28 protein-coding genes are annotated in these 25,081 nt (G+C 57.1%); 24 read left to right on the top strand and 4 right to left on the bottom strand.

Translation table 11 applies throughout. The annotated features are described in order from the left end of the window. Positions 1 to 91: 91 nt before the first annotated feature. The 14 genes from N799_RS15440 to N799_RS10785 all read left to right on the top strand — a co-directional run bounded on the left by N799_RS15440 (position 92) and on the right by N799_RS10785 (position 5,932). On the top strand, positions 92 to 283 hold the full coding sequence (locus N799_RS15440) for a hypothetical protein (protein ID WP_152597927.1): 192 nt from the start codon (positions 92 to 94) through the stop codon (positions 281 to 283). Positions 284 to 346: 63 nt separating this feature from the next. Continuing rightward, positions 347 to 601 carry a hypothetical protein gene (locus N799_RS10815; protein WP_152597926.1) on the top strand — a complete coding sequence of 85 codons (255 nt, stop codon included), beginning with the start codon at positions 347 to 349 and terminating at the stop codon, positions 599 to 601. A gap of 14 nt (positions 602 to 615) precedes the next feature. Next, positions 616 to 1,086 carry a hypothetical protein gene (locus N799_RS15435; RefSeq protein WP_152597925.1) on the top strand — a complete coding sequence of 157 codons (471 nt, stop codon included), beginning with the start codon at positions 616 to 618 and terminating at the stop codon, positions 1,084 to 1,086. Next, positions 1,086 to 1,367, top strand: coding sequence for a hypothetical protein (locus tag N799_RS10810; protein ID WP_152597924.1), 282 nt, complete (start codon positions 1,086 to 1,088; stop codon positions 1,365 to 1,367). Before N799_RS15435 ends, N799_RS10810 begins: the two co-directional genes overlap by 1 nt. Before the next feature lie 371 nt (positions 1,368 to 1,738). Further along, positions 1,739 to 1,975, top strand: coding sequence for a hypothetical protein (locus N799_RS15430; RefSeq protein WP_152597923.1), 237 nt, complete (start codon positions 1,739 to 1,741; stop codon positions 1,973 to 1,975). A 104-nt stretch (positions 1,976 to 2,079) separates the two neighbouring features. Then, positions 2,080 to 2,313, top strand: a complete 234-nt coding sequence (locus N799_RS15425; RefSeq protein ID WP_152597922.1) for a hypothetical protein — start codon at positions 2,080 to 2,082, stop codon at positions 2,311 to 2,313. Between the two features lie 18 nt (positions 2,314 to 2,331). After that, a complete protein-coding gene (locus N799_RS10805; protein ID WP_036212195.1) occupies positions 2,332 to 2,727 on the top strand; it encodes a DUF6573 family protein in 396 nt (131 codons plus the stop codon). A 53-nt stretch (positions 2,728 to 2,780) separates the two neighbouring features. After that, positions 2,781 to 2,942 carry a hypothetical protein gene (locus N799_RS15675; protein ID WP_160279968.1) on the top strand — a complete coding sequence of 54 codons (162 nt, stop codon included), beginning with the start codon at positions 2,781 to 2,783 and terminating at the stop codon, positions 2,940 to 2,942. A gap of 55 nt (positions 2,943 to 2,997) precedes the next feature. After that, positions 2,998 to 3,204: a hypothetical protein gene (locus N799_RS10800; protein WP_036212193.1), complete on the top strand. Its 207-nt coding sequence runs from the start codon at positions 2,998 to 3,000 to the stop codon at positions 3,202 to 3,204. A 116-nt stretch (positions 3,205 to 3,320) separates the two neighbouring features. After that, the gene (locus N799_RS15420; protein ID WP_152597921.1) at positions 3,321 to 3,515 is read left to right on the top strand and encodes a hypothetical protein; all 195 of its coding nucleotides are present in this window, start codon (positions 3,321 to 3,323) and stop codon (positions 3,513 to 3,515) included. An 8-nt stretch (positions 3,516 to 3,523) separates the two neighbouring features. Further along, positions 3,524 to 3,808: a hypothetical protein gene (locus N799_RS15415; RefSeq protein WP_152597920.1), complete on the top strand. Its 285-nt coding sequence runs from the start codon at positions 3,524 to 3,526 to the stop codon at positions 3,806 to 3,808. A 111-nt stretch (positions 3,809 to 3,919) separates the two neighbouring features. Further along, positions 3,920 to 4,747: a hypothetical protein gene (locus N799_RS10795; RefSeq protein WP_152597919.1), complete on the top strand. Its 828-nt coding sequence runs from the start codon at positions 3,920 to 3,922 to the stop codon at positions 4,745 to 4,747. Between the two features lie 91 nt (positions 4,748 to 4,838). Beyond that, positions 4,839 to 5,423 (top strand): ParA family protein, encoded by a 585-nt coding sequence (locus N799_RS10790; RefSeq protein ID WP_036212190.1) that lies wholly within the window; start codon positions 4,839 to 4,841, stop codon positions 5,421 to 5,423. Beyond that, positions 5,420 to 5,932 (top strand): hypothetical protein, encoded by a 513-nt coding sequence (locus N799_RS10785; protein WP_152597918.1) that lies wholly within the window; start codon positions 5,420 to 5,422, stop codon positions 5,930 to 5,932. Before N799_RS10790 ends, N799_RS10785 begins: the two co-directional genes overlap by 4 nt. Here the strand turns inward: N799_RS10785 and N799_RS15410 are convergent. Next, the gene (locus N799_RS15410; protein ID WP_203225052.1) at positions 5,924 to 6,826 is read right to left on the bottom strand and encodes a hypothetical protein; all 903 of its coding nucleotides are present in this window, start codon (positions 6,824 to 6,826) and stop codon (positions 5,924 to 5,926) included. The two genes, N799_RS10785 and N799_RS15410, sit on opposite strands and share 9 nt — an antisense overlap. Before the next feature lie 725 nt (positions 6,827 to 7,551). Between N799_RS15410 and N799_RS10775 the strand changes: the two genes are divergently transcribed. The 10 genes from N799_RS10775 (at position 7,552) to mobF (ending at position 21,898) form a co-directional block, all read left to right on the top strand. Beyond that, entirely contained in the window at positions 7,552 to 7,941 is a 390-nt protein-coding gene (locus tag N799_RS10775; protein ID WP_036212184.1) for a hypothetical protein, read from the top strand. A 67-nt stretch (positions 7,942 to 8,008) separates the two neighbouring features. Continuing rightward, on the top strand, positions 8,009 to 8,821 hold the full coding sequence (locus N799_RS10770) for a hypothetical protein (RefSeq protein WP_036212181.1): 813 nt from the start codon (positions 8,009 to 8,011) through the stop codon (positions 8,819 to 8,821). Between the two features lie 47 nt (positions 8,822 to 8,868). Continuing rightward, positions 8,869 to 10,038 carry a ribonuclease E domain-containing protein gene (locus tag N799_RS15405; RefSeq protein WP_152597915.1) on the top strand — a complete coding sequence of 390 codons (1,170 nt, stop codon included), beginning with the start codon at positions 8,869 to 8,871 and terminating at the stop codon, positions 10,036 to 10,038. Positions 10,039 to 10,153: 115 nt separating this feature from the next. Continuing rightward, a complete protein-coding gene (locus N799_RS15400; RefSeq protein ID WP_152597914.1) occupies positions 10,154 to 10,681 on the top strand; it encodes a hypothetical protein in 528 nt (175 codons plus the stop codon). After that, positions 10,681 to 13,707, top strand: a complete 3,027-nt coding sequence (locus tag N799_RS10760) for an MFS transporter (RefSeq protein WP_036212175.1) — start codon at positions 10,681 to 10,683, stop codon at positions 13,705 to 13,707. The genes N799_RS15400 and N799_RS10760 overlap by 1 nt, the downstream gene beginning before the upstream one ends. Positions 13,708 to 13,831: 124 nt before the next feature. Continuing rightward, positions 13,832 to 14,899 (top strand): hypothetical protein, encoded by a 1,068-nt coding sequence (locus N799_RS10755; protein WP_152597913.1) that lies wholly within the window; start codon positions 13,832 to 13,834, stop codon positions 14,897 to 14,899. Positions 14,900 to 15,101: 202 nt separating this feature from the next. Further along, positions 15,102 to 16,163, top strand: a complete 1,062-nt coding sequence (locus N799_RS14895) for a murein L,D-transpeptidase catalytic domain family protein (protein WP_081974978.1) — start codon at positions 15,102 to 15,104, stop codon at positions 16,161 to 16,163. Further along, positions 16,090 to 16,941, top strand: coding sequence for an ankyrin repeat domain-containing protein (locus N799_RS14890; protein ID WP_081974977.1), 852 nt, complete (start codon positions 16,090 to 16,092; stop codon positions 16,939 to 16,941). The genes N799_RS14895 and N799_RS14890 overlap by 74 nt, the downstream gene beginning before the upstream one ends. After that, positions 16,919 to 18,817: a type IV secretion system DNA-binding domain-containing protein gene (locus N799_RS10745; protein ID WP_152597912.1), complete on the top strand. Its 1,899-nt coding sequence runs from the start codon at positions 16,919 to 16,921 to the stop codon at positions 18,815 to 18,817. The genes N799_RS14890 and N799_RS10745 overlap by 23 nt, the downstream gene beginning before the upstream one ends. A gap of 69 nt (positions 18,818 to 18,886) precedes the next feature. Then, entirely contained in the window at positions 18,887 to 21,898 is a 3,012-nt protein-coding gene (mobF, locus tag N799_RS10740; RefSeq protein WP_081974975.1) for a MobF family relaxase, read from the top strand. A 63-nt stretch (positions 21,899 to 21,961) separates the two neighbouring features. Here mobF and N799_RS14885 read toward each other — a convergent pair whose 3' ends face one another. From N799_RS14885 to N799_RS14880, 3 genes are read right to left on the bottom strand one after another with little or no spacing between them, the layout of a single operon-like run. Next, positions 21,962 to 22,411 (bottom strand): GIY-YIG nuclease family protein, encoded by a 450-nt coding sequence (locus N799_RS14885; RefSeq protein ID WP_081974974.1) that lies wholly within the window; start codon positions 22,409 to 22,411, stop codon positions 21,962 to 21,964. Then, the gene (locus N799_RS10730; protein WP_052101476.1) at positions 22,411 to 23,196 is read right to left on the bottom strand and encodes a DUF5710 domain-containing protein; all 786 of its coding nucleotides are present in this window, start codon (positions 23,194 to 23,196) and stop codon (positions 22,411 to 22,413) included. The genes N799_RS14885 and N799_RS10730 overlap by 1 nt, the downstream gene beginning before the upstream one ends. A 10-nt stretch (positions 23,197 to 23,206) precedes the next feature. Next, positions 23,207 to 25,063, bottom strand: coding sequence for a YadA-like family protein (locus tag N799_RS14880; RefSeq protein WP_152597911.1), 1,857 nt, complete (start codon positions 25,061 to 25,063; stop codon positions 23,207 to 23,209). Between the last annotated feature and the right edge of the window lie 18 nt (positions 25,064 to 25,081).

The raw sequence follows: 25,081 nt of genomic DNA, 5'->3' as shown, positions 1-25,081 counted from the left end.
AGCCCCAAAAGGGTTTACAAATATCCCCCTTAGCTTACCTTGAATATATGGAAAGCAAACACGCTGACCTACCTAATCAAGGAACAACGCAATGTTGAAAGTAGAAATCACAATCGAAGGCAACACCTGGTCAGATGTTGAACTGGCTATTGAAGAAGCCAAGCGTCGCATGATTGATCAAGGCCCATCATGGCTTGGTTTTGACGAGAACGACACCGGCAGCTTCCACTACGAAGTTGATGGCGACGAGGAAACGAACAGCGAAGAGGAGGACGAGGATTAACCAATACGGGCCCCGAAAGGGGCCCACCCCTCCCAAACTCCCCCGCTGATAAGGAACCTACCCATGAAAACAATCACTATTGAAGAATGCTACGGCGACTACACGAAGACCATCACCACCCATCGCGTGGACGACGCCGACAAAGCCATCGAGCGCGCCGTTGCCAAGCGCTACGGCCGCAAGGCGGTGCTACGAGTTGATAACGGCTTATGGGAGAACTACCCGCGCGTGAGGTTCGGGCAGATCTTCAAGCCATGCAAGGATGACAAGAACACATTGACCAGCATCACCTGGCGTGTGTGCGTCACCGTCAAATAACCCGGAGCCGAACCATGGACGCAAATTTCCTCGCACTGATCACACGCAGCTTGACGAATGCGCCGGTAGCCGGCGCAGATCCAGCGCGCACCGAGGAAGCAAGCAAGCTGCTAGGTGAGTTGGTCAAGCGCCATGGCAAGAACCGCGAGCAAAACCTACGGCGGCTTTCCAACTTGCTGCGGGATGGGGTGGACACGGAAGCGTTGAAGAATCCTTTCTTCGTGGCGCTGAACGGATCAGCGGCAAGTCGGATTGGCCCGCAGCTGTTCCAGCTCCTGGTCGAAGGAGGGTTGCGCCTTACCCCGCATGAAGCCGCAGTTGCAGCAGCGGGCCTGGGTAAAGCCCACTTGATCGTTAAAGAAGTGGCCCAAGGGCTCATGGCTTGGGAACGCTACTTTGATATCGCCGTTTCCTCTCTGGAACGAATACAGCTCGATGCGACAACGCCAGCCAACAACAAGAACACTACGGCCAGGAGGATCTAATGAACATTCATCCAGCTATCCGCGGAGCACTCACTTATGGCTTGCCACCTGGCTTGCTTGTTGCCCTGGCTGCCACGCAGTGGGGCGCGATGCCCGGTGAAGTCCTGGTGCTTGGGCTTGCCTTGGGCGCCGTGGCCGGCAGGTTCGTTTCCAAGCCGCAAGCCGCCAAGCCTGCGCCCGTGTTGATGTTGCCAGCGCCGAGGGTGGCAAAGCCGCCACGCGACAACTACTACTCGCCGACGCATTGCGTGTTCGGCAAGCGCCAGGGCGTCGAACTGTAATCCGCCTTTGCTCTTTCACGGGCCAACGGCCCATCAATCGCTTTTGCCCTTTGCCATTGATCCTTCAATTCATGGGTATACACACCTACCCATGAACTACCAAAGGATCCTAACGAGCTAAGGCCTTCGCTTCGCTGCGCGCCCATCCCTGGGCTTGCGCCCCTCTACTCGGCTTCTACGGTCAAGGGCCGCACAAGGCCCGTGTAGTCCCGCCCCGATGAAGCTGGGGCGCTCCGGCCCGCACCAGCCTTGCGCTACGCCTTCGGCGTCCTCCTTGACCGCGCCTCCTTGCGGGGCAGTGGGTTTGCCATGCAGAGCATCGCGGGGCGCTGCCCTGGGCAGGGCCAGTCAAGAAGAGGCGGAGGAGAGTGATGAACATGCTGACGAGGTATTGGGCCGAGACCTTCCGAAATGGTGGGATGAACGAGCAGGGCAATGGATTTGAGACCGGCATTGCCACCGGCCGGGCCAGGTGCCGTTGCTGCGGAGAGTTCATCACCAAGGGCGAGGAGGCGTTGGTGGGGTGGTTCGACTTCACGGGCAACTACGGATCCTGGACAAGTCAACGGATCTGGCTGCATCCGCACGACTGTGGAGCCAAATCATGAGGCGGCGGAACACCAAGGCAAGCCCGGTGCCGCCTGGGTTTGTCCGAAGAACAGGGCCGACGAGCTGCAGCGTCATGCCGCCAACGGGCGCGCATGTAGAAGACATGAGGAAGCTGCGGGTTGCCGGGCTTATCTATGCCGGCGTGCTGCCCTATGGAATGGACGTATCAATTGAATTGTGGGGAGAGTTCATCGAGAGAAACACCAGTCACAGCCTGCGAGACGAGGACTATTTACGTTTGGGTGACTACTTGCCCCCAGACGATGCTGCATCACTATTAAAGGCTATGGGACAGAACTACAACGGACCCGGGCAAGTTGCCAAAACCTATTCATGAGATCGAGGGAGATAAGACATGTTTAACAAAGACGATGTGGTGTTCACCTACTCCCGCGGCCAGGCGCTTGCCGATGGTGTCCTGGTCGATCTGACCGAGCAGGCCAAGGAGTATGGCTTCAAGGTGCCGTTTGCATGCACCGAAGGGGTGTGGAACACCGTGAAGTGGGACGAGTTTGACAGTGAGTGCAAGCCGGGGCTGGGGCAGTCCACCGATGGCCGATTGCATGACCTGTTGACCCTGGCATTCCAGGCAGCACGGGAAACCGAAGGTAACCGGGCGCAGTTCCCGGTCTTGATGGTGCCCAAGGCAGGAGCAGGAGAAGCGGCCAAACCCGTGCAGTTCCACATGGTCATTGGACCTGGGGATGATGCGGCGCCCGTGTGCACCTTGATGTTGATCGGCGAAGACTAGATTGAATACCTGATAGGTGCTGTCTGCGTTGCGCCTTGCGCTGGAATGTGCCTTTGGCAACATTCAACGCTGACAGAACCAAAGAGAACCATGAAGCCCTGGCAGAAATGCCGGGGCTTTTTCTTTTGTGGGGTGGGTATATCAAGGGGGTTGCAAATACTTTGAAAATAGTTGCTGAAAAAGTATTGACAACTTTGCACGTTGCCTTTGAATGAATACATGGAGATAAGAAACCTATTTCCTAATCCCCCAACGCAAAGGAAACAACGCATGAAAACCCACACCTACAACCATTCCAGCAACAAGTTTTCCAACCAGTTCGCCGCTCCAACCCTTGACGAATTGGAAAGCCCCCGGGCCCTGGCGAAGAACAAGCGCATCGCCCGCCTGGCCGGCAAGCAGCGCGACAAGGAACGCCGCATGGAAATGCAGATGGCAAAGCGCCACCGGGCCGAAGGCCAGCTGTCATGGGCGTAATCGAGAACAACAAGACGCCGGGGCCATTCTGGTCCCTTGCAGCAATCGCGGTCTTGGTGGTGTTTGCTTTCAGCTACGCCGAGATCCTGGGCAACATTCTTTAAGGAGGAAAAACAATGCATGAGTTCATCTATCACCTAGCTACCGGCTTAACCATCATTCTCGCAGTTCTATTCCTGACGGCTCCACTATATGTCTTCATGTATTTGGAGGAGCGAGGAACATTCGTGAAGCCAATTTATGGAGTGCCGTTCTTGCTGGTTGTATGGCTTCCATTCGCTTATGCCGTTCTCAATTCACTTGCCAAGTGAGTCTTAACATGGAAATCACGATCACTACCCAACCCGCCGCAATCCAAGTCGTCCCATTCAATGGCCAACTTGCCGTCATCGTTGATCCACGACAGATCCTGGCCAACCCCAATGGTCCCGACATGGTGGCCGAAGTCATTCGGGCGCTGGGCGCCGGCCGAGGCAATGAAGTGTTGATCTACGGCGGTTGCATCCGCGATGCCCTGGAACACTCGCTGGCTCAGATCCGGGAGGGCGAGACCTTCATGTTCTGCCAGCCCGAATGTCGCAATGAGAATGAGGTGGTCCATTGAAGACCTTGGAAAACCTCTACATCCGCTTGCACCAGTCAACGCTTGCCAATTGCATCTTGGCGATCGGTTTGATCTTGGTTATCCAATTCTCCCCCTGATTACGAGGAACCTATGAATTCTGCTAACAACTACCAGACAATCCTTGAACAAGCCGGCATGCGCAGTGTGCAGGCCTACTCGGTGGCTCATACGCTTGCCGAAGCCATCAAGTCTTCCAACCGCAAGCTCATCGACCTCACCATTCGGCGCGAGATCCAAGCCAACAAGAACGATGTGGTGAAAGCGGCCTTGAAGCAAGTTGGGAAGATGGCCGACCAGGAGCGCGTTGGGAAGATCGTCAACCGGCTCATCGAAGCGGTGCAGACGGCCAACCCCGAGCAACTGCGGGAAGCGATCGCCTGGCAAGCCAAGCTGATCGACAAGGAACAAGACGAGCTTGCGGCGCGGCTGGATACGGCTATTGCGAGCCGGCGCGGCGAGGAAAGGGAAGAGGCTTGCAGCTTGCTGGGTCGCTCGCGCAAGACCTATGTCGATGACGGGCTGGTCAGCTGCATGGGCATCACTGCTTTGCATGTGGCCTGCGGCAACTATGTGCTTCACAAGGAGCACCGGGCCCAGTTCAACGAGATGATCCGGGACTTGCTGGAAGCAGGCGCGAACCCGTGCCGCGCGGCAGGCCGGAAGGTAGCCAACCGTGCAGGGCACTGGGTGGAAGTGGATCCGGGCAAGACCGTTTCAGAAATCTGCCGAGGCAACATGCCGCCAGCGTTGACTGACTACTTTTCAAGCCAGGTGGCCGAGCCGGTGGTGAACCATCGCTCTGAGAACCAGATGGTGGACAAGCGTAGTGAGCGGATCAAGGAAGCCTACGCGAATAGCATGAAGGACTATGAGTCGAGCATGGAAGAGCTGGACGAGTATTTCGGAGTTGCTGCTTAAATTGGATCTGTCAGCCTAGGAACACTTGCGCAGGTTGAAGATTGCCTTTTGATGATGGGTATACACACATATCCATTCCAAGAGGGAAGACATGCGCTTATGCATCTACAACGCAAAAGGCGGCAGTGGCCGCACGACTACCTGTTTGAACCTGGCTGGCTTCTACGCCCAGTCTGATGCACGCGTCCTTGTGTGTGATCGAGATCCCCAAGGTTCCGCGCTCGCATGGTCTGCACTACCTGGCGAAAAACCCTTCACCGTTGGCTGCGGCAGGTCCCGCGGGTTTGATATCGAGCTGATCGACATGCCGCCCAGCTTGCCAGCCAATGGCTTGCTGCCAGAGGCGGATCTATACGTGGTGCCCACCTTGCTCGATGGCGTGTCCTTCGTGGTCTTCCTGCGAACCATGCAGCTCATCGAAGAGCGGGGCTTGCCCCATGTTGTCGTTGCCAACCGGTTCAACCCTAAACGCGCCGAGCACCGCGCCCGATTGGAAAACAAGCACCTGCACAACGCTGTCATCTTCCCAGAGCGCGCCGCATTCGCCAGCTACTACGCCCAGGGCAAGACCCTGTTTGAGATGACTGGCCCCTACTTGAAGGCGGCCAGGAACGATATCGAGCGCCTGGCTTGTGCCATCGAACAGTCCACGAAACCCACCGGAGACCAGCTATGACCATGAAGAAATCCAACGCTGGCCAGTTTGATTTAAGCCGAGCCGTCGCCCGAGTTCATCCGCACCGATTGAGTAGCGGTGAACCCTTGGACCGCAGTGACGTCGACCCCGACTTGCTATGTGCCGCGGGCGATTGCTCCACGCGGGCGAGCTTCTTTGACTTCGATGAGAGCCGGGAGCCCTTTGAGCGCGACGGGCGAACCGTCTTGCTTTCAATGGGCAAGCGAGCGTTGCTTCATGACTATCGGAACCTGGACAACGAGCGGGCACACCGCGCTGTCATCACTATTCCGCCGAAGGTGAGAGACAACCTGCGGGATCTGTTCGGGGTCGATGGGGATGATGAAGTGATGATCACCACCACGCTTGTGGCCCTGGCTGACTATGCAGCTATGGTCTTGAAGAGAGAGGGAGCGAGGTTGCACATCGAGCCGGCAACTGACGATCGAGCCGAAGAGCGCAAGCACTTGCGCCGGCAGATTAGCGAGGCCGCGGGGCGCTCACGCTGATCTATTAGGCCGTTCAATGCCCAACGCCTGGGCCTTCAACTCCATGACTTCCCTGGAACGCTCACGCATGTAATCAATCGGGATGAGCGGCGGGTCCTGGGTCTTGCGGACCTTCACCAGCTCCCGGTAGGCCTCCCAAGCCATCTCATATTCGCGCCACAAGTTCTCCTTGCGTAGCTCATCCATGCGCGCGGCTTCTTCTTCTTTCTTCCTAGCCAGGCGCTTGCGCTTCCAGACCGCCTGGGAATTTTCAGAGAGGACGACAGGTGGGGACGGGGCGATATCCCGATATCTGCGGGAGTGGCGGCGGGCCAGATCGTTGACCTTTTGGAAGCGGCGAACCCAACAGTGGCGCCAGTCATCGGGGTCAAGATTGGGAGGTGGCAGGTTGTCGATATGTAGAGGAATGACCAGGCCGTGATGTTCGATGAGGGCCCAGATTGCATCGAGGAAGCGGGAGGCGGGGAGCTTGAAACATGCCACCTTGATATTGCCCACGGGCTCGCCTTGGAAGGTCCAACGAAGTAAGCCAGCGGGACCTTGCTTGTCCAGTTGTTCTCCATTTCGGATGCGCCAGCCTATCCATGCGTTATCACCAGAGGCGAACGCAAAGACGCGAAAGCGAGGATTGCTGAACCTGTTTGCCAAGTGATCAAGCACCTTCTTCTTGGCGGAGAACCGACCGTGAGGGGTCAGATGATTGCTTGCCATGAACAACATCTTCGTGCGCATGGTCAGCAGGGCAGCCCGGTTTCCGTCTGGAATTTCGGACAATCGAGGCCAGGCCACCAGGTCGCTATGAAACTTTGATATCGCGCATGACGCGCAGGCCAGCACCCGGTTCGCCTCAATCGCTGGGCCACCCAGATGAACCGGAACAAGGTAGGACAGCATTGCTTCCCTGGACTTCGCGCCGGTCAAATCCTTCGCGCAGTAGGCACACGAGGTTCTAACCGATGAATGCAAAGTTGCCCGCTGCCAGGGTTCGTGGTGAACGCGAACGGCGCGGTCAGCAGCAGCCAAGGCTTGCAGGACAAGTGGGGTCAGGGCGACTTCGGGAAGTGCGGGGGTGGCTTGAAAACTGTCCAATGGTTCCTCTTGTTGGGTTGAGACGAGTGGGCCGAGCTGGTGAGACGAAGTGGAGCTGGTGGAGCTAGGGCAGTGGTGCAAGTGGCAAGTGCGGAAGAGCAAAGCGGACGAGCCGTGGTGGAGCACAGGGGAGCTTGCGAAGTTCAAAAGCGGGCTTGCCCTTGGCCTTGGTTCCAGTAAAGCAGGAACCTGGCTGTGGGCAAGAGGGCCATCGGCAGAGCGAAAAGCAGAACTTTGCCCCTTTGAGTTTCCTCGTCCTTCCAAGCGAACAGCAGCTGGGGGCGGCGAGGGGGTGGGGCATACACAACACGCACCGTTGGTGGTGTAGAGCACGGGCCCTTGTCGGGCCCCTTGTTGTGTCCAAAGCAAGGAAACATGCGGTGTTTGGAACGTGTCCGCGCGACGTGCCCGCATTCGGGTCCTAAATCATTCATATACGCATGTTTTCCAGGGGAAACAGCTCGGGCCCCCTTGCGCTCGCCTAGTTCCCGGTTATCTCTGAAAGGGATCGAGATAACGGAGACAGAATTTTGTCGAAAGTTCGGAAAGGGTTTGATATCGAGAAGGCCGACTTGGATGAAGCCAAGGCGCGGGCGGATGCCATGGGAATTTCCCTGTTCCGCTATCTGCAGTTGGCAGTCAAGGAGAAGAACGAGGGTGCCGGATCGCTTGATCTGTTGCAGGCAATGGAAGACCGGTTGTTGAAGCAGCTCGATCGGATGCGCAGCGACATGGACCGGCTACGCGTTGAGTTGCGAGACGACAACGACGCCATGAGTGAGCAACTGCGCGAGCAAAACCAACAGTTCTTGCTGACCACCCATTCCCAGCTTCAAGGGTTCATTGGGATGTTGGGCGAGACATTGGGCCCTGACACCCCATGGTCTCCCGACAATTCCGGCATTCCCGATACCTATTAATCAAGGTCGCTTGCGCTCAACGCGTTTGGCCTTTTCATAAACATATCTACTTCAAAAGGAGGCACCCATGAAAACCAAAATCACCCTCATCACTGCCGGCATCGTCTTTGCACTGTCAGCTACTTCCGCCCAGGCAGGCGTTAGGGACTGGTTCAAGAAGAAGGACAAGCCCGAGGTCGCCGAAGTTTCCCCGGCCGAGTTCGCCGACTGCAAATATTTCTTGCTTGACGAGAAGAACGGCAAGGTTGCACTGACGCCTGCGAACGCCCAGAAGTCAGTTCGCTGCCACGAGATCGTTGACGCCGGCAATGCTGACGCGAAGACCTTGGAGACGGTTGAAGTCGAAGGTAGACGAGAGGCTGCGCCAAAGGTGGATCAGGCCAAGGCAAAGAAAAGTGGTCGCATCGGCGCAATGATCGGCGGCTTGGTGGGTGGGGCACTCGGTATTGACCCCAGGGCCATACCAGCCGTGATGGCTGTTGGCGGGATGGTGGGTGAGGAAGTCTCTATCCGGAACCAGATGAAAGACGCGAGGGAACTGGAAGCCGCGGCAAACGCTGCCGGCATGAAGGCGACCGTTCACACCCAGCAAGAGCGGGTGAAGGGCAAGAATGTTGAAAAGCTGAAAGGCATGTCGATTGACTACAAGCCGGCCGACATGCAGCCCATGACCAAAGAGACGCGCGCCCTGATGGAGCGGATTGCCGGTATGGCTTCCAAATCCAAAGCCAACCTGGTCTTCATTCTTGAAGGTGAGGCAGATGCTTGCCAGGTGCCGTTGAACTTCCTGCGGGGCCAGCCCGACATGAGCCGTCACACGGTCATCGACAAGTGCGGGTCAGGGGGGAACACCATCACCATCGCCCCACAAGCGGACTAACAACACCTGGGCCAGTTGGAGGGCTGGCCCACAAGTAAGGAGGAACCATGACTGACGAAAGCAAGATGACGATGGCCGAGCGGGTGCGACTGGCGAAGGCCAAGGTTGCAGCCGAGGGTGGACCGAAGATTGTCGATGAGCCCAAGCGACCGTCGAACATGTATGCCGAGGACGAAACCAAGATCGTCTCCGACAGCACCGTTGCCAAGGCCAAGGTAGCCGGCAAGTTCGCGGCCATGGCGGGCAAGTCTCTGGTCGAGAAGAGCAAGGAGGCAGCGGAGGTGGCAGCTGCCAAAGCCAAGGCGGCGCTTGCCAAGCGTGAAGCCCGGAATAAGGAAGAGGCGGAACTCGCAGCAGCGCGGGTAGCCAAAATGGCAGCAGACAAGGAAGCCGAGCTTCTTGCAGAGCAAGCTCGGCTTGCGGAAGTCGAAGCGGGTCCAGCTGAGCCAGTTGTGCCGTTGGCGGACAATGAGCATGCGCAGGAAGCTCACGAAGAGATTGACCAAGCAATCGATGAGACGTTCGATCAAGCAGTCGAGGTCAAGCAGGTTTCAGCTGCCGACGACGAAAGCCTGGATGCAGTGAATGAGGAAGTTCCGCTTGCACCTGCGGCACCAACTGCAAAGGTTTCTGCCGAATCTGTGCACCAGGCTGTTGCGCCTGCCGCCCAGTATTCCTCTGACGCTCCGGTCAAGATGCAAGGCAAGCGCAATCTGTTGATCATTGTTGGCGCCATTCTGATTGCCTCAATCTTGGGGGGAGCCTACTGGTTCACCCAGCAAACAGATGCGCCGAGCCAGGCACCAACAGAAGCGCCAGCTGACGTCATCGAGGCTCCAACTTCTGTTGAGGTGAAGGTCAACGCAAAGCCTGCGCCTTCCATCCAGGTGGAGCCCGTTGCCGTGCAAGAACAGCCGGACATGTTGGAACCGGCAGGTGAAACGCCAACGGATCCCGTTGCGTCCAATGCGACAAGCGAAGCTGTTGAAGACTCGGTGGCGGTGATTGAAGAGCCAAAAATTGAAACCAAGCCCGTTCCATCTCCGGCCGCTGTTGCTCCAAAGGCTGCCCCATCGCCTAAGCCAGTTGCACCGAAACCCAAGGTTGCCCGTCCGACACCGGCGAAACCAAAGGCCGCGCCAGTGCCGCAGGAGCCAACTTGGCAGGACGAGGCAATGGCCGAGTTGGACGCGTTTGAGAAACAACTAGGGGGTTAATGCTCCACATGAAACAAGGGCCCATCGCGGGCCCTTTTTTCTAGTTACGGCCCTTGCGCTCATCCGCTTTTGCCTTTTGATGGGTATGCAGACATACCCAAAAGGAGGCGCACCAGTGTTGCTTGAAAAAATTTACTTGCAGTATGAAAAGAAGCGCAAGCCAATCTTCGGCTCGCGGCTTTCAGATGCGTTGGGTCGGTGGTTCATTGGAACACCACAATCACTTGGCATGGAAGAAATACGCGAAGACCTGGCGCAAAGTTTCTACATGCACCGCGTTGATCGCATTCCACCCGAAGATAAAGAAGGGTTCAAGGAGTGGCAAAACCAGAGCATCCAGGCGACGCAGGTTCGCGAAACCATACGCCCCCTCGTTGCACGCGCTGCGTTTTACAGCGCCGTGGTATCGGTCATGGTCCTAATTGGCAGCAGCATGGTGGTCAACAAGATCACTGGTGGGGAAACGCTGACAAATCAAGTCGTGAGCCAGGCCATGGAAGCATCGGTGGAACCGGTAGCTGCGATTACGCGTGAAAATTGTGAGATGTGGATGGAGCAAGACATGGTCGGGACACTAGATCCATCCACATTGCCGCCAGGTGCCAAGAATGAGTGTCCGAAACTAATCCAAGGAGGTAATTAATGTTCATGCCAACCGTGTGGAACATCGTGGACGGCGTAGACGCCTCCGGAAAGTTCATCAATCGTATCTTTAAGCGTAAGTCTAAGGGTGAGCAAGAAAGCTATTCATCCAAAGATGAAGCAGTCAAAGCGGCTAGGGCCAACTTCGATAACATCGTCAACGGTAGCGATATCCACGATCTGCTGCTTGCGAGGAAGCTCGTGGGCGTCAAGGAAAGCGAAGCGGAAGAGTTGGTCCGCCTTGGAGCAGATTACAACGCCGAAAAGAACGAGTGGTTCGTTCCCATGACGATCAAGAACCTGGATCCGTTCAAGAAGTGGTGGCCGGAAATCCCGATTGATCTGCGCCACCGCGAACCTCGCATGATCCAGACCAAGATGGGCAAGTCCATTGAAGGCTATGTGCTCCCTGAGGACAGGATCAAGGGTGGAGACAGCCTGGCAACGCCGCTTCTGTATGCAGCCTTCCCGGCGCTTTCAGCACTGACTTACGTCTTGCTCAACATCCACTTGGTGATGGGTGCATTGTCTTCACTGCTCATCATCCCGTTCCTGGTTGCGCTTTGCCAAGGGGAAGGGGTTAAGGAGGGGGTGTGGAGCTTGATCAAATACTACCTCGGGCCAATGTTGCTCGCGGCTGTCATCGGCACGCTGTCAGGTGTAGGTAGTGTTATGGGCGGCCTGGTCATGATGATTCCCGTGGCTGGACCGTCTCTCGCCGGCATGGCATCTGGCGGACTAACGACTGTTACCATGACCGCGTTCGCCTTGATCATCCCGATTGCGATCATTGTGTTTCTATCAATGATGGTTTCTGAACTGGTTGTGGGTGAGGACAAAGAAACAGGCGTCGTGATCGGAGGCTTCGGTCAGCGCGTCAAACATGCCATCAAGTGGGCGGCCATCTGGGCGGCCATCATTGCCATTTCAGGCTTGCTGCCCGATGGCATGATGGCTGCCGCGGCCTACATTGCTGCCTGTTTTGCTCCTATGACCTACTCCGAGCGCGACTTCATTGCTCGTGCGCAAGATCTGGAAGAGCAAGGAACGGCTTACAACCTGGCCGCGGCCAATGAAGGTCCTCTTGGCATCACCAACACTGTTCGCCAAGAGCAGCTCAAAGCAGCTATCAAAGACACTTCACCGATCATCATCTTGGGTATCGCCAGTGGCAACCAGGCCAAGCGACAGTATGCCTATGGTCCCGACCGTGGGGCGCCCATGGTGTTGTCTTGCAATGACTTCTCCATGCACTTCTTGGGCTTTGGCGATACAGGTAAAGGTAAGACCACCAACATGGCCCGGCCCATTGCCTTGCAGTATCGTGCAGGTATGTTTGGCGGTGCACTCATCCGAGACGGCAAGGGAACGCTAGCAGGTGAGTTGCGTCAGATCATCGATTTGATGATTGAGCCCGGTATTCCATTGGCCTTGCTGGAAGGATTGGACGCTGAGGGTGTTGCCATTGCACTGAACTCTTTTGGCAATAAAGCCGCCAAAGATCCAACCTGGGAGCAGCAAGCTGACCAGTTCATCGAGCATGCAACCACGATCCATGAGGCTTTGGTTAAGCACGAGCCGTTCTACAAAGAGTTGGCAATCCGCCAGGCCAGATCACTGGAAAACCAACTGACCTACTTGCAGATGGAAATTACCAAGCGATACGCAAGGGGACAGGATGTTTCTGATGCGCGTAAGGCATTCGCAGAAATTAAGCTGCGCAAAGACAACTGGGTTGCAGTGCGTGATCGCGAACGCAAGTATCTTTGGAATGTTGACACACTGATCCGTGTGGTCGAGGCTTTGACTGATTGCCGCGTCGTGGACGGGGTGCCATCGGTTGGTCCTGCGTTTTCGGTAATGGCGTCAGAGCTTGGTTACAACGCTCAGCAAGCCAGGGTCAAGGAGTGCCCAGAGAGTATTTACTCCGAGCTTAGAGGTTACAGTCAAATTAACCGTTCTCTTGCCTATGTGTTCGCTCCGAGCTGGGTTGGACTAGCTCCTGAAACCCGCACGAGCATCATCATGAACGTCACCCGGCGCATCAATCCACTTGTCCGTGGTAAGCATTTGAAGGACAAGGACGGAACGCCTTGGTATATCCTGGAAAAGGGCGCGGATGTGGAACAGGCCTTGCGAGGGAAGTTCGTAGGCATCAACCTGCCCAAGATTGACCACGGTATCGCCGCGGATGTTATTCAAGCCCTGGTTGTTCAGCGCATCTATACGGGGGTTAAGAAGCGTGCGCCGTTCGGAAACAAGTGGCACAAGGAATTCCCCGATCAGCGCCCGATGATGGACATTTGCGACGAGTGTCAGCTTGTGGTGGGTGAGAAGGAGCTTGACATGGCTCCGATCGCCAGGCAATTGGGGCTGATGATGGTCATGTTCACGCAGAGCTACGAGAACTTGTGGGTGCAGTTCGATGACCAGTATAAGGCGATGAAGTTCGCCAACACCTTCCAGAACATTGTGGCCCTGGGTGCGTCGGATCTTACCTATGAGTATCTGACCAAGCGGTTTGGGTTGGTGCGGAAGCTCGAACAGCCTTCGTATCAAGCAGGCCTGAACTACCAGATGGCGGCAAGGGATTGGAAGAACCGGCCGTTGAACGATCTCAACCATCCTAACCGCGCGGTCATGCGCCGGTTTGAGCTGTTGGGCGCTGGCAAGGTCGAAGCAACGGCGCAAGACAAAGAAAGCGTTGGCTGGAAGGGTCATCAGACCAAGCGCAAGGGTGAACATTCTGTCCAGCAGGTGTCTACGGTTGATCGAAAGGTAGGCACCAAGTTCGGTGAGTTCCCATTGTTTGGAGCGTCCAGTTTCAACGAGGAGCTGAAACAGCGTGGTGTAGCCGTGGTGTATCTCAATCGGGCAGGTGGCCCTCGCGCAGATACTGCGTCGATGAACTTCGTATCCGATGAGGTGTTGGACCTGATTGAAGAAAACCCAGATAAGTGGCTTGCCAGAATCGCTATCGGGACCCAGATGGGCGAAACGATCAATCATACCGTTTCGAAATACTGATCGCCTTTCCAGACCCCTTAAAGCCCCCTTCGCCGGGGGCTTTTTTTATCCGCACCCCTTGCGCCCATGGACATTTGTGGGATGTTGGAGATGTAGATATTCCACTTCAACGGAGACCCATGCTATGAGCAATGAACGCAAATACGATCCGCAAACCCAAGAGTATTTGGATCGAGCCAGTCTAAATACCGAGCGTAAAGCGGTGAACCAGGGCGATCGCGAGCAGTTCGATGCCGTCCGGGATCAAGAGTTTCGCGAGAAGATGAAACAAAGCGACGACCCGAAGGACCAAGAGTGGGTCAAGCTGGACGAGGAAGCCCAGAAGAAGGAAGCACAGATAGGGGAATACGAGACCACGATCGACAAGCGAAAGAACATGGGATCGGATATCTACGAGATGGAACAGCAGCTCACCGAAGCCCAGGATAGCCGAGATGCCCATATTGCTTCCGGTCGGCCTAGCATTTTCCAAAAAGAAGACCGGCAAGCCTGGGACATGGCCAAGGCCAAGTATGAGGGCGAAGTGGGTTCTTACCAAAAATCCCTGTTGGAGATGGCGCGCAAGTCTTCACCTGAACGCATCGGTGAGTTGCAAGGGCGCATGGAAGCCAAGCAAGGTGAGCTTGAAGAGTTGGTGGCTGAGCGCCAGGGCATTGCCAAGCTGCCAAGTGAATCCAACAGCCTCACCATGACAGACAGGATTGAGCAGTCAAGGGAAAGCTGGTCGCCAAGCTATGACGAGGCGAAGCGTCAGTCGGGAAACGGGCAAGGGCTGGTGCAGGAGGCAAGAAGTCACCAGTCCGATGGAACGGAGGCCGGGACAAGACTCCAGCCTAACTATGCCAAGGCCGCAGAAACTCAGGAAGACCGGGACTTCGTGAAGCAGTTGGAAGCTGACCAGTTGGCCGCTCACCAACAGTTGGGTCATGTCCCGTCTGATGCTGAAATGCAGACCTTTATCGCCCAGCGCCAGGCGCAGGAAGCCACAGCAGCGAAGCAGGGTGGCGTTCAGGCGGAGAACCAGCACGAGGATGCGAACTTCGAACACGCCAAGGCGACAGCGCAGAAGGTGTCCAATGAAGCGAACCAACCCAAGGGGACTACTTTCGAAGACAAGACTGAAAAGAACGAGCAAACCCAGAACCAGTTCCATCAACAAGTGCAACAACGCCGCAACGCGCAATCCCAGTAAGCAGTCAAAGCCTGCCGCTTCAAACGAGAGAGCCCTTCGGGGCTCTTTCTTTTTGCGTGAGTTAGGTCAAGTTTCCGCTTTATTGGGTTGCGTTTACAAATATATGCCTTTTCATAATTACATGGGTATCCACACATACCCATGAATACAACCAACCCAGACGCCACCGGAGGAAGGCGTTGCAATTAAGGAGGCCCCATCCATGAAACTATCTGCTTTGCTACTGTCTCTGATCTGCTTGCCTGGCTTTGCCTATGCTGCCGGCGCAGGAGATTTTGAAGATATCTCACCAACACTCAAACCCGCGGTGGCCGAGCGCGCTGCCAGCGCCATTCTTTGTGCCGAAGATGCCGGCGAGGAAGTGGACAAGCTCATTGTCGTGGACATGGGCATGAAGAGCACTGACAAGCGCATGTGGGCCTACGACTTGTCAGGCGAGAAGCCCAAGCTCATCTTGAACGCCCTGGTGGCCCATGGGTCAGGATCTGATCGCAACGGCGACGGTCGAGCAGACAAGTTTTCCAACACGCCCAACTCCCACATGACCAGCCTTGGTCTTTACAAGATCGCAGAGGCCTATCACGGGAAGAATGGACTGTCTCGCAAGCTCGATGGACTGTTCAAGCGGTTCAACTCCAACGCCCGCGACAGGGCAGTAGTCATGCATCCGTCTGGCTATGTCAATCCTGGACATGTCGGACGCAGCCAAGGCTGTCCCGCGGTCAACCAAAAAACCATGGACGCCTTGGAGCGCGCTGGCTTGAACAACGCAGTGCTATGGATTGACGGCCCCGACCAGGCCTTGGCCGACGAGCTGGCTGCCTGCGCTGCCAAGCGTGAAGAAGCCATGCGCGCCGAGCTTGTGGCACTGATGGACAAATATGTGCCAAGCCACACACCCAATCACTGGGCAGGACTTGAAGGCATCGCGGTGCAAAACGCCGAGTTGCCGAGCTACCAGGACCCGTTCTCGCCGGTTCTTGGATGGGAGTGGAACAAGCACGGCGTTGGTCAGAGCATTCCGGTTGAACTCGATGAAGCGCCCACCCTTGATACTGCGTTCCAGGTGGTAGCTTCGATTTGCAGGGTGAGCACCGATTTGAATGACTTTGTTTGCATGAACCAGCCCGTCGCTCACGACTTTCATCGCAAATGGTTGCGCCTGGACAGTTTGCCTTTACAACGAAGGGATGAAGAATATTCAACCCCAGGAAACCATCTACGAACAACTGCACAAGCAGCTGACCGATCTTGGCGTTCATGACGCCGTAGATCTAGCTGATCGCATCAAGCTCGATATCGACCCCGAGGCGCCACCACTGCACCCGCTGCAGCTGTTGCACTTGGCCTATGTGAAAGCCAAGGAACCCATCGGAGGCGAGGACGGCTTTGGCGACCTCACCTGGCGCATTTCCTGCCCACGCGGCCTGCCTCATTTCACTGTTGAGATGGAGCGCGACAACGAACCCATGCGCTTCGCAGCCAAGCTTCCCTTTACGCCGGAAAGCGTGGAGCGGGATTTCGATGTGGAAGGCCCCGAAGAAGACTATTCGGCCATGGTGTGGGACTACATCGAGCAACAAGACGATGAGGACCGAGCCAGCATTTGGGAGGGAGTGGCGCAAGACTGCAATGACTATCTGGAATGCTTGCACCAGGCCGATCTGATCCGTGCCAACCCGAACCTGCATTACCTGTTCTTCGATGCCATTGCCAAGGGCAATGAAGAAGCGGTGCTCGACGGGTTGGATCTTGGTGCTGACCCAAATTTTGCCGACGACCGCGACCAGACCAGTCTGCACATCGCAGCCAGGCGCGGGCGCGCAAGCCTCATTGGTGCCTTGGTCAATTGCGGCGCCCGGGTGGACGAACAGTGCTGGGGTGGACTGACGCCATTGCATTTGGCTGCAAAGAATTCGCATGCCGACACTTGCTTGGCACTGATCAATCATTCTGCCGACACCAGCAAGCTGGACAAGTTTGGTCGATCTGCCTTGCACCTTGCGAGAGGATTGAAGCGTGAGCAGCAACAAGATCTATGACGCTTTCGGCCCAGTGCCCGCCACCGTTCCGCCATCGATCAAAGTAAGACACTGGGATCAAGGCTTGCTTGCCGGCGTTTTTGCCTTTGCTACGATCTACACCGCTTCCACCTTCATTGCTTTCCATCTTCCAGGCACTGACCCCGACGTTGCCTCCCAATGGGGCTCGCAAGCGTGGGGTGGGGTGCAGACCCTGTTCCACTACCTGGGCGGGGGCTACGCCATGGACGAGCCTGCAGCGCGGTTCTTCGAAGCCATCAAGCCTGACCGGTTGGGCGCTGCAATCCGGGTGGGTCTACCCATGCTTGGATCCATTGCAGCCGCCTGGTGGCTGGCAGGACATGCCCTGACGCCTCGCAACGGGGTTCGGCATATCGCCGGTCCCGAGCTACTGGACGGCAAAAGGGCGCTGCAAGAAGCCAAGAGCCGGTCAATGACGAAGAAGGAGCGGAAAGCAGATCCTGGACACCTGATGCTGCATCCCTCACTTGTGCTGCCCAAGAAGCAATGGGTATCGCACGCGCTCATCTATGGCGGAGTAGGTGCCGGCAAGACCCAAATCCTGCTCCCTCTCATCAAGCAGATCATCGACCGCAACGACCGGCTGTTCCTCTATGACGTAAAGGGCGACTTCACCAGCTTCTTCAAACAGCCCGTCATCGTCTCGCCCTTCGACAAGCGCAGCTATGTGTGGGATGTGGGAGCTGATGTGCGCACGCCTACCCAAGCATCGGCTTTTGCTGCATCGCTGATCCCCGAAGAGCAGGGCAACGGCAAGTTCTGGTCCATCGCCGCCCAACAGATCCTCATCGGTGTGCTGCGCGAGCTGCAAAACGACCACGGCACGAACTGGGGTTGGGCAGAGTTGTCCCAGAAAACATCGAGAAGTGCGGCCCAACTCGCTCCCGCCTTGCAAAAGCACTACATCAAGGCCTTCCCACTGGTGGCCGATGAAGAAAGCTCATCGGTGCAGTCGGTGCTGTCAACGCTAGCAAGCTACACCCGCGTGATTGACGATCTGGCTATGGCCTGGCCCCGAGTGGGCAAGCGCCGCTTCTCAATCAATGAGTGGCTGAAAGACGACTACAAGGGACGGCGCCAGGTCATCGTCCAGGGTGGGGAAGGGAGCCTGACCAAGGCCTACATTGCGGCCATGGTCAACATCGCCGCAGAGCGAATTAGCTCGCCGAGCATGCCCGACACTGATATGCGCTTCCTGGGCTTCATTTTCGATGAGCTGACAAGCGTGGGAAAAATCAACTTCACCGATCTTGTTGACAAGGGTCGAAGCAAGGGCGTGGTCTTCATCGGTGGCGTGCAGAGCATTTCCCAGATCAAGCTGATCTATGGGCCCGAAACGGCGGAAGCCATCGAAGGCATGATCGGTATGCACATCATCTGCAAAGTGCAGATGGGTTCAACGCGCAAGCACCTGGCCGAAATCATGGGATCGAGAAAAGTCGCCATCACTTCCAACGGTCCTAATCCGCGCGCCATTGAGGAAGGCACACCGGTAGTCCATGCGGCGGAACTCACGGACAAGCTAGGGTTTCGCCGCGGCAGGGGCTTTGGTAAGCATCGTTGGGGCATACGGGCGATCGTGCAGATCAGTGGCAATCCTTTACTGCTGGACTTTCCAGGCAACCAGTTTGAAAAGGTGCGGGAAGGCCAGATAGCGGCCGAATGGACCACCAAGCCGGCGGGGCCTTCCGTGTTGCCCCTTGACGCCATGCGAGCCGTGGATGACCCCAAGCATGCAGCTGCTCGCAAGGCTGAAACCGTGGAGGTGTTGAGCAAGCCCAGGAAGAAGCTCACCCAAGATCAGATGGACAGCTTCATGCCCAAGCCGGAGTTGCCCCGCACCCCCTTGCGCTAAACGCGTTCTACCTCACCCTGGAAGGGTCGAACCCCCGCCGCCTCGACCCCGGCTTTCCAGGAGTAAACAATGAATTCTACAAAGCGCATTGACGCCCGCGGATGCAACGCACAGGGCGAACCCATCGACTACCTATTTGAGTGCGAGGAGCTGGATAAAGAGCTTCGACGCCATGCTGAAAGCTCAATGGGCTACTACTACACCGACGACACTGCCCTCGACACCATGCGATATGGCGGCAAGCTCGCTGCCGATCCGGTCATGAACCTGGCAGGTAAGAAGGTTGAGCGTGATGTGATGTTGAAGCTTGCCAAAGGCTTCTCACCAACCGACATGGCCTTGTGCCAAAACGCAGGCGCCGAACCCACAGAGGTGGTCAAGACCGATCGCCACGGCAATCCGGTCCTGGACAAAAAGGGTGAGCCCGAGACTTTGTGGCAGGGCGGGCACCGAGTGGGCTACGACATTACCTTGTCTGCGCCCAAGCCCGTATCAGTTGCCTTTGCCCTGGCCAAACCCAAAGAGCAGATGGAGATCCTGACGGCCCATCGGCGAGCCGTAGCCAAGGCCATGGACTACCTGGAAGGCCGAGTTGAGACCCGCAGGGGCGCGGGTGGCAAGGATGCGATGGACATTGAGGGCCTGATCTATTCCCAGCACGACCACACATCCAACAGAAATTTGGAACCGAACCTGCACACCCACAATCTTATCTACGGAATTTGTAAGGGCGTGGATGGCGTTTGGGGCACGTTCGAAGCCAAGGAACTGTTCCGCCACCAGCACGCATCTGACCAGATCTATCGCAATGAACTAGCCAGCGAGCTGCGCTTGCTTGGGTATGGCATCGAACAGCAGGTTGAGCTGGATATGGACCAGAAAGAAACGGGCCGGATCTGGTGGACGATCAATGGCGTCAGTGATGAGTTGTGCGACAAGTTCTCCACCCGTAGCGCCGAGCTTCTTGCCTACGCCGAAGAACACGGGGTATCCAACCAAGCGGCTTGCCTGGCCACGCGCAAGCACAAGGATGAGCCCACCTTCACCGAAATGAAGGACAACTGGGTGCTCACCTATCAGCGGATGGTTGAGCTTGATGCTTCTTTGGAGATCCCCAAGATCGAGGAATTGAAGGGCAGGGAGGACAAGTTCGTTGAGGTCAACCCCGACGAAGAGATCCTGGAACGCCTGCACAAGACCGAAGCCGTGTTTGCCCACCATGACCTTGTGCGCCAGATCGGCAACGAGTGGTCGGGGCGGATCAACCATGACGAGCTGATGGAGAAGGTGGACCAGTTCACCGAGCGCGCCGGCTTGGTGCGGATCCAGGGCGAAGCCATCCACGACGAAGACAAGGGCCAGCGCCTGGCCCGCCGACACACCGAAGACCGGTTTGCCGCCAAGTGGATGGTTGATTTTGAGCAAGAAATCATGCACCGCGCCGAGATGCGCATGAATGATGAGCATGTCCGCGTGAAGCCTGAAACCACCTTGGCAGCGATCGAGGACTACGAGGCCAGGAAGGGCTTCAAGCTGTCTGATGAGCAGCGGCATGCCATCACCCACATCACCAACGAAACAGGCGGTGTGGCCGTGCTGTCAGGCCTGGCTGGCACGGGTAAAACCACCGTCTCCGATTGCTATGCCGATGCGTTCACGCGTGAGGGCAAGCGGATGGTGGGGGTATGCATTTCCAACGCAGCCGCCCAGAAGCTCCACGAAGAAAGCGGTATGGACTGCCGATCGGTTGCCATGGCTTTGCACCAGCTGAAAAAGGGCGACATGAAGCTCACCGACAAAGACGTCGTTGTGCTCGATGAAGCCGGCATGGTGCCCACCCGGGAGACCCGCGCATTGATGGCGTTTTGCGATACAGCCGGCGCCAAATTGGTGCTCCAAGGCGACACCCACCAATTGCAGCCCGTGGGGGCCGGATCTGGCATGCAACTGGTCAAGGGGGTCACCGGCGATGCCATGCTCACAGAAATCCGCCGTCAGTCGCGTGTGGAAGATCGCGCCACGGCAACAACATTCTACGATCGCGACGAGCTTGGCAATGTCATCGACAAGCCAGGCGTGAAGTCTCGCCGGGAGGTTGTTTCCAAGAGCAAAGAGATCTTTGAGGCCTTGGACAAGGGTGGGCACATTGACGAGCACCGGGATGAGCCATCGGCGACGGCTGCCATGCTGCGCGACTATTTCCAGTCTCCTAAAAGCTCGCAAGAGAAGCTGGTGATGGGCCATACCAATGAAGACACCACCATGCTCAACAACGCCATTCGCGACGAGTTAAAAACGCGTGGGGAAATCCAGGGCGACAAGGCGGTTGTGATTGATGCGCGCGATAACCAAGCCAAGAAGATGGTCAAACGCGAGTTCGCCCCTGGCGACAGCATCCGCTTTGGGGCCAAGGATGACGGCTTGGGCGTGGTCAACGGCACTCGCGGCACCATCGAACAGATCAAGCGCAACTACCGCCAAGGCGGCTATGACTTCACCGTAGCGCTGGACGGCACTCGCGGGGACCGCGGCCGAACCATCACCTTCAACCACCACGATTTCAACGCGTTGCATCATGGCTATGCCAACACCATCCATGTCTCCCAAGGACAGGGCAGGGAAGAGGTGTTCCACAGGTGGCATCCGGGTATGGCCGACAACCAAAGCATGTTGGTGGGCTACACCCGCATGAAGGGCTCTTACAAGGCCTACGCCACTACGGATGAACTCGATGCCATCCGCGACAAGCTTGGCATGGACCGGTTGAAGGTCAACGCCATGGAGGCGGGGATCAAAGAGCCTGGACAAGAGCAAAAAGCGGTGGATGGGCCGGTGGCCCAGGTGGAAAAGCCTGGAACCCAAGCGCCGGCAAAGCCAGAGCAAAAGCCCGCTTGGTTGGACGATGCGACGCATGTGAAGGTCAAGAAGCCCAAGGTCTCGCAAGAGTTCATGGAGCAGGCCCAACAGACCGCTGAACGCATCGGCGCAAGCTTGGGCAATGATCAAGAGGTGACTGACAAGTTCAAGGAGCGGATCGAACAGCGCCGAGAGCAGCGCCAGCGGTTGTCATTGAACAGGTAAGACGAACCGTCCAGTAATGACGAAGCCGGCAAATGCCGGCTTCGTGCTGTTCAGCACTCTGCGCTACATCTGCGCCGTGTAGAAGCACATCAAGGCGATGCCGCCAAGGAACAGCCAGAACATGGAGGAGGAAAGTCTTCCTTTCCTGCGGTATTTGCCAGGCCATGAAAGCGTCCACGCCAACATCCGTCTACGGAACGTCAGGCGGTAGGTAGGGTTCACCAGGACCCCTGGCTTGCCGTAGATCAGCCAGCCCGCCTTGGATGCTTTGTAGCGCCAGGCATATTCGTATTGCTCGGCGTCAGCATAGGTGCCGATGATCACGCCAAGCTCCACCATGTGGAACTTCGCGCCGCCCCAGCCGCCAGCGTTGGACCGATGGGATTGCAGGCGCTTCCCAAGATCCACTGATTGCCCTACATAGCATCCGCCATTGTTGAAGAGCAGGGCATACAGGTGGCGTGGCCTGGGGTGATACTTCTGGGAGCGTCCAAGACGATGCTTGCGGGCCATTAAAAGCCCCGGAACAAGTCATCCATGTCATCCAAGGATATTTCCTTGATCGTCAGGGTCTCGCTGGCCTCAACCGCACGCGTTGCTTGCGTCTCGGCGTGCGCAATGTTGCGCCTGTCATCCTTGGCCACACGACGCCGCAAAGTGATACCCGCGTTGGTGATGATGGATAGATCCAGCGCCCAATCACGCGAGTTGCGTTCCTGCCAGGTATCGAAGGCGTGGGCAACATGCCGGTCAAGCTCGGCCTCATCACAGTCATTGACTGCCATGAAGTGAGCCCTCACCTGATCCGCTTCACCGTTGATTTGAGCGAGCCCGTAGTGCGTCGTGCGATGGCAAGCCGTGCACAAGCAGATGATCCGCTTCAACACTTGCGTGCCGCTTTCCTCATCGAAATGCCAGCGCTCATGGGCTTCCAGGAAGATGCCACTCTCAGCATCCACCGTTCCCTTGCACACTTCGCATTCCTGGCCGGCGCGGGCGCGAACGCCCTTGCTCAACCGGGCCCAGTCGTCGTCTTCGATGCAGTAGCGGACATTGGTAAACCAGCAGCTCGACGGCACCAGATCCACAAAGAGCCCATTCCCTCCGAACTCCCGGTCTTCACCGGGTAGCTCGGTTATGGGAGCAGGGTTCTCCACTTCCTTGAACGACTTGCGAAGCAGGTTCGCAACTTGTTCGTCCGGGGCATACCAGCACTTGGTATCCCCGTCGAACCTCGCCCCACTGCGCTTTGCAATGTCCTTGTCGTTGAACGGCACCTGGAAGTAGAGACGGTCCATGGTCGTCTCCTTACGGCAAGGTCAAGGAGAAGCCAGCACCGATCATCAGCTTGCCGTCATCGCTCGCAGAGAACCCAAGCGAGCCGGAGGTGCGCTCGGAGAAGCGGACCTTCACGCCAACCGCCAGGGCGCTGGCCGTGCCGTATTGGCCGTAGCCTGCGTTGATCGCCACCTTGCCAACGGGCAGGTAGGTGCCAGCGGCAGACATTTGAGCCATCGCTGCGGACTGCGCGCCTACTGCATCAATACGACCTTCCAAGCCATCGACGCGGTGGTTGATCTCGGTCCAGCGGTCATTCCAGTCCTGTTCCAGCGCCCAGATCTGGCCACCGTTCACAGCATCACGAGAGCCCTGTTCAATCCGTCCATCGGCGACATTGCGCACACGCTGATTGCCAGCATCGATGCCATTGGTGGTCATCGACGGGCCGCCCGCGATCGAAACGCCCTGCGCGTTGACAGTCGTAGCGCCGACATTCACAGAACCCTGGTCAGACAGCTGCACGTTGTCTTTCAGGCTAGCGGTCTGGCTGCCATCTTCGTTGTCGCTGACAGCGATGTTGCTGCCACCGTTCAACTTCTTGCCAGCGCCATCCTTGCCGTCGCGTCCATCACGGCCATCGGCGCCTTCCAAGGAAGCCAGCCACTCTTCCTCGGTGCCATCGAAACCGTTCTCGATGGCAACCTCGTAAGCGCTGCGACCGTCGATACCGTCAACGCCGTCCTGTCCCGCGGGACCCTCTGGGCCAGGCTCGGTTGATCCGGTGCCAGGCTCACCAGCAATGCCTTGCTCACCGCGCTCGCCTTGCTCACCCTTCAAAGAGGCAAGCCATTCGGTTTCGCTACCGGCGTAGCCGTTGTTAACTGCTACCTGATAAGCACTGTCACCAGCTGGGCCCTGGGGACCCGTCCCGCCACCACCTGGGTTCTGCTCCAGGTCGTAGACGCGGCTATCAAGATCCGCCAATGCGTCGCCTACATTGTTGTAGACAGCACCAGAGATGAAGCCGTAGTTCGGAGCGGTGAACACGCCGCCGTTGAAGTTCGACCCACCGCCCAAGGCAGCGGCGAACGGCTGCATCTGCGAGACATTGACGGCATCGGTTGGATCCGTGCCCGCAGCAACCTGGGTAACCTTGCGATTTCCAACGGCCACTTCGTTATATTGTGTGGTCCGGGTGCCCGCGCCCAGCGCTACGGAGTAGTCGTGCGTTGCCTCGGCATCAACGCCGAACGCTGCAGCTGCAATACCGCTAGATACGGACCCAGAGCCAATTGAAACGGTTCCGTCCCCAGTAGCAGCAGCCTCAACACCAATGCCGATCGCTTGGAAACCAGCTTGTGCTCCGGAACCGATACCAACCCCGTCGGTGCCATATACGTTAACGGCAGTGCCAATGCCCACACCGTTAACGCCAGATACATTCGCGTTCAACCCAATTGCGGCAGCGCCATAAGCTCCGGCATTGGCTCCATTTCCAACAGCAAGAGATTTTTCAGCGCCTGCAATTGCCCCGGCGCCGAAGCTTGCAGCTTGATCACCGATTGCGTTAGCACCGTCGCCTACTGCGAGTGCAGAAAACCCGTTTGCGATGGCGCCAGCTCCGAATGCGAATGAGTGGTATCCAGTCGCCTGGGAGAACGTGCCGTAAGCCGAAGCACTTTCACCATCGGCGGTGGCCGCACTTCCATTGGCAAGTGAGTTGGTTCCATTTGCCGAAGCGTTCATTCCACAGGCGTGGGCATTGACGCCCGTGGCCGTGGCGGTGGGCGTTTCAGCGCAAATGCTTTGAGCGAATGCCCCAGAGCTGGCAACCACAAGGGCCAGTGCGAGCGATGTATGCTTGATGATGCGATTGATATTCACGAAGCCTCCTTATGGTTG

This window comes from Lysobacter arseniciresistens ZS79 (genome assembly GCF_000768335.1).
GTDB lineage: Bacteria > Pseudomonadota > Gammaproteobacteria > Xanthomonadales > Xanthomonadaceae > Novilysobacter > Novilysobacter arseniciresistens.
The sequence above is the reverse complement of the archived record's forward strand: the minus strand, read 5'-3'. Positions and strand labels throughout refer to the sequence as shown.

Coding starts and splice junctions, on each gene's coding strand:
- N799_RS15440 (WP_152597927.1), top strand. CDS start 92: ATGTTGAAAGTAGAAATCACAATCGAAGGCAACACCTGGTCAGATGTT.
- N799_RS10815 (WP_152597926.1), top strand. CDS start 347: ATGAAAACAATCACTATTGAAGAATGCTACGGCGACTACACGAAGACC.
- N799_RS15435 (WP_152597925.1), top strand. CDS start 616: ATGGACGCAAATTTCCTCGCACTGATCACACGCAGCTTGACGAATGCG.
- N799_RS10810 (WP_152597924.1), top strand. CDS start 1,086: ATGAACATTCATCCAGCTATCCGCGGAGCACTCACTTATGGCTTGCCA.
- N799_RS15430 (WP_152597923.1), top strand. CDS start 1,739: ATGAACATGCTGACGAGGTATTGGGCCGAGACCTTCCGAAATGGTGGG.
- N799_RS15425 (WP_152597922.1), top strand. CDS start 2,080: ATGAGGAAGCTGCGGGTTGCCGGGCTTATCTATGCCGGCGTGCTGCCC.
- N799_RS10805 (WP_036212195.1), top strand. CDS start 2,332: ATGTTTAACAAAGACGATGTGGTGTTCACCTACTCCCGCGGCCAGGCG.
- N799_RS10800 (WP_036212193.1), top strand. CDS start 2,998: ATGAAAACCCACACCTACAACCATTCCAGCAACAAGTTTTCCAACCAG.
- N799_RS15420 (WP_152597921.1), top strand. CDS start 3,321: ATGCATGAGTTCATCTATCACCTAGCTACCGGCTTAACCATCATTCTC.
- N799_RS15415 (WP_152597920.1), top strand. CDS start 3,524: ATGGAAATCACGATCACTACCCAACCCGCCGCAATCCAAGTCGTCCCA.
- N799_RS10795 (WP_152597919.1), top strand. CDS start 3,920: ATGAATTCTGCTAACAACTACCAGACAATCCTTGAACAAGCCGGCATG.
- N799_RS10790 (WP_036212190.1), top strand. CDS start 4,839: ATGCGCTTATGCATCTACAACGCAAAAGGCGGCAGTGGCCGCACGACT.
- N799_RS10785 (WP_152597918.1), top strand. CDS start 5,420: ATGACCATGAAGAAATCCAACGCTGGCCAGTTTGATTTAAGCCGAGCC.
- N799_RS15410 (WP_203225052.1), bottom strand. CDS start 6,826: ATGCTGTCCTACCTTGTTCCGGTTCATCTGGGTGGCCCAGCGATTGAG.
- N799_RS10770 (WP_036212181.1), top strand. CDS start 8,009: ATGAAAACCAAAATCACCCTCATCACTGCCGGCATCGTCTTTGCACTG.
- N799_RS15405 (WP_152597915.1), top strand. CDS start 8,869: ATGACTGACGAAAGCAAGATGACGATGGCCGAGCGGGTGCGACTGGCG.
- N799_RS10760 (WP_036212175.1), top strand. CDS start 10,681: ATGTTCATGCCAACCGTGTGGAACATCGTGGACGGCGTAGACGCCTCC.
- N799_RS10755 (WP_152597913.1), top strand. CDS start 13,832: ATGAGCAATGAACGCAAATACGATCCGCAAACCCAAGAGTATTTGGAT.
- N799_RS14895 (WP_081974978.1), top strand. CDS start 15,102: ATGAAACTATCTGCTTTGCTACTGTCTCTGATCTGCTTGCCTGGCTTT.
- N799_RS14890 (WP_081974977.1), top strand. CDS start 16,090: ATGAAGAATATTCAACCCCAGGAAACCATCTACGAACAACTGCACAAG.
- mobF (WP_081974975.1), top strand. CDS start 18,887: ATGAATTCTACAAAGCGCATTGACGCCCGCGGATGCAACGCACAGGGC.
- N799_RS14885 (WP_081974974.1), bottom strand. CDS start 22,411: ATGGCCCGCAAGCATCGTCTTGGACGCTCCCAGAAGTATCACCCCAGG.
- N799_RS10730 (WP_052101476.1), bottom strand. CDS start 23,196: ATGGACCGTCTCTACTTCCAGGTGCCGTTCAACGACAAGGACATTGCA.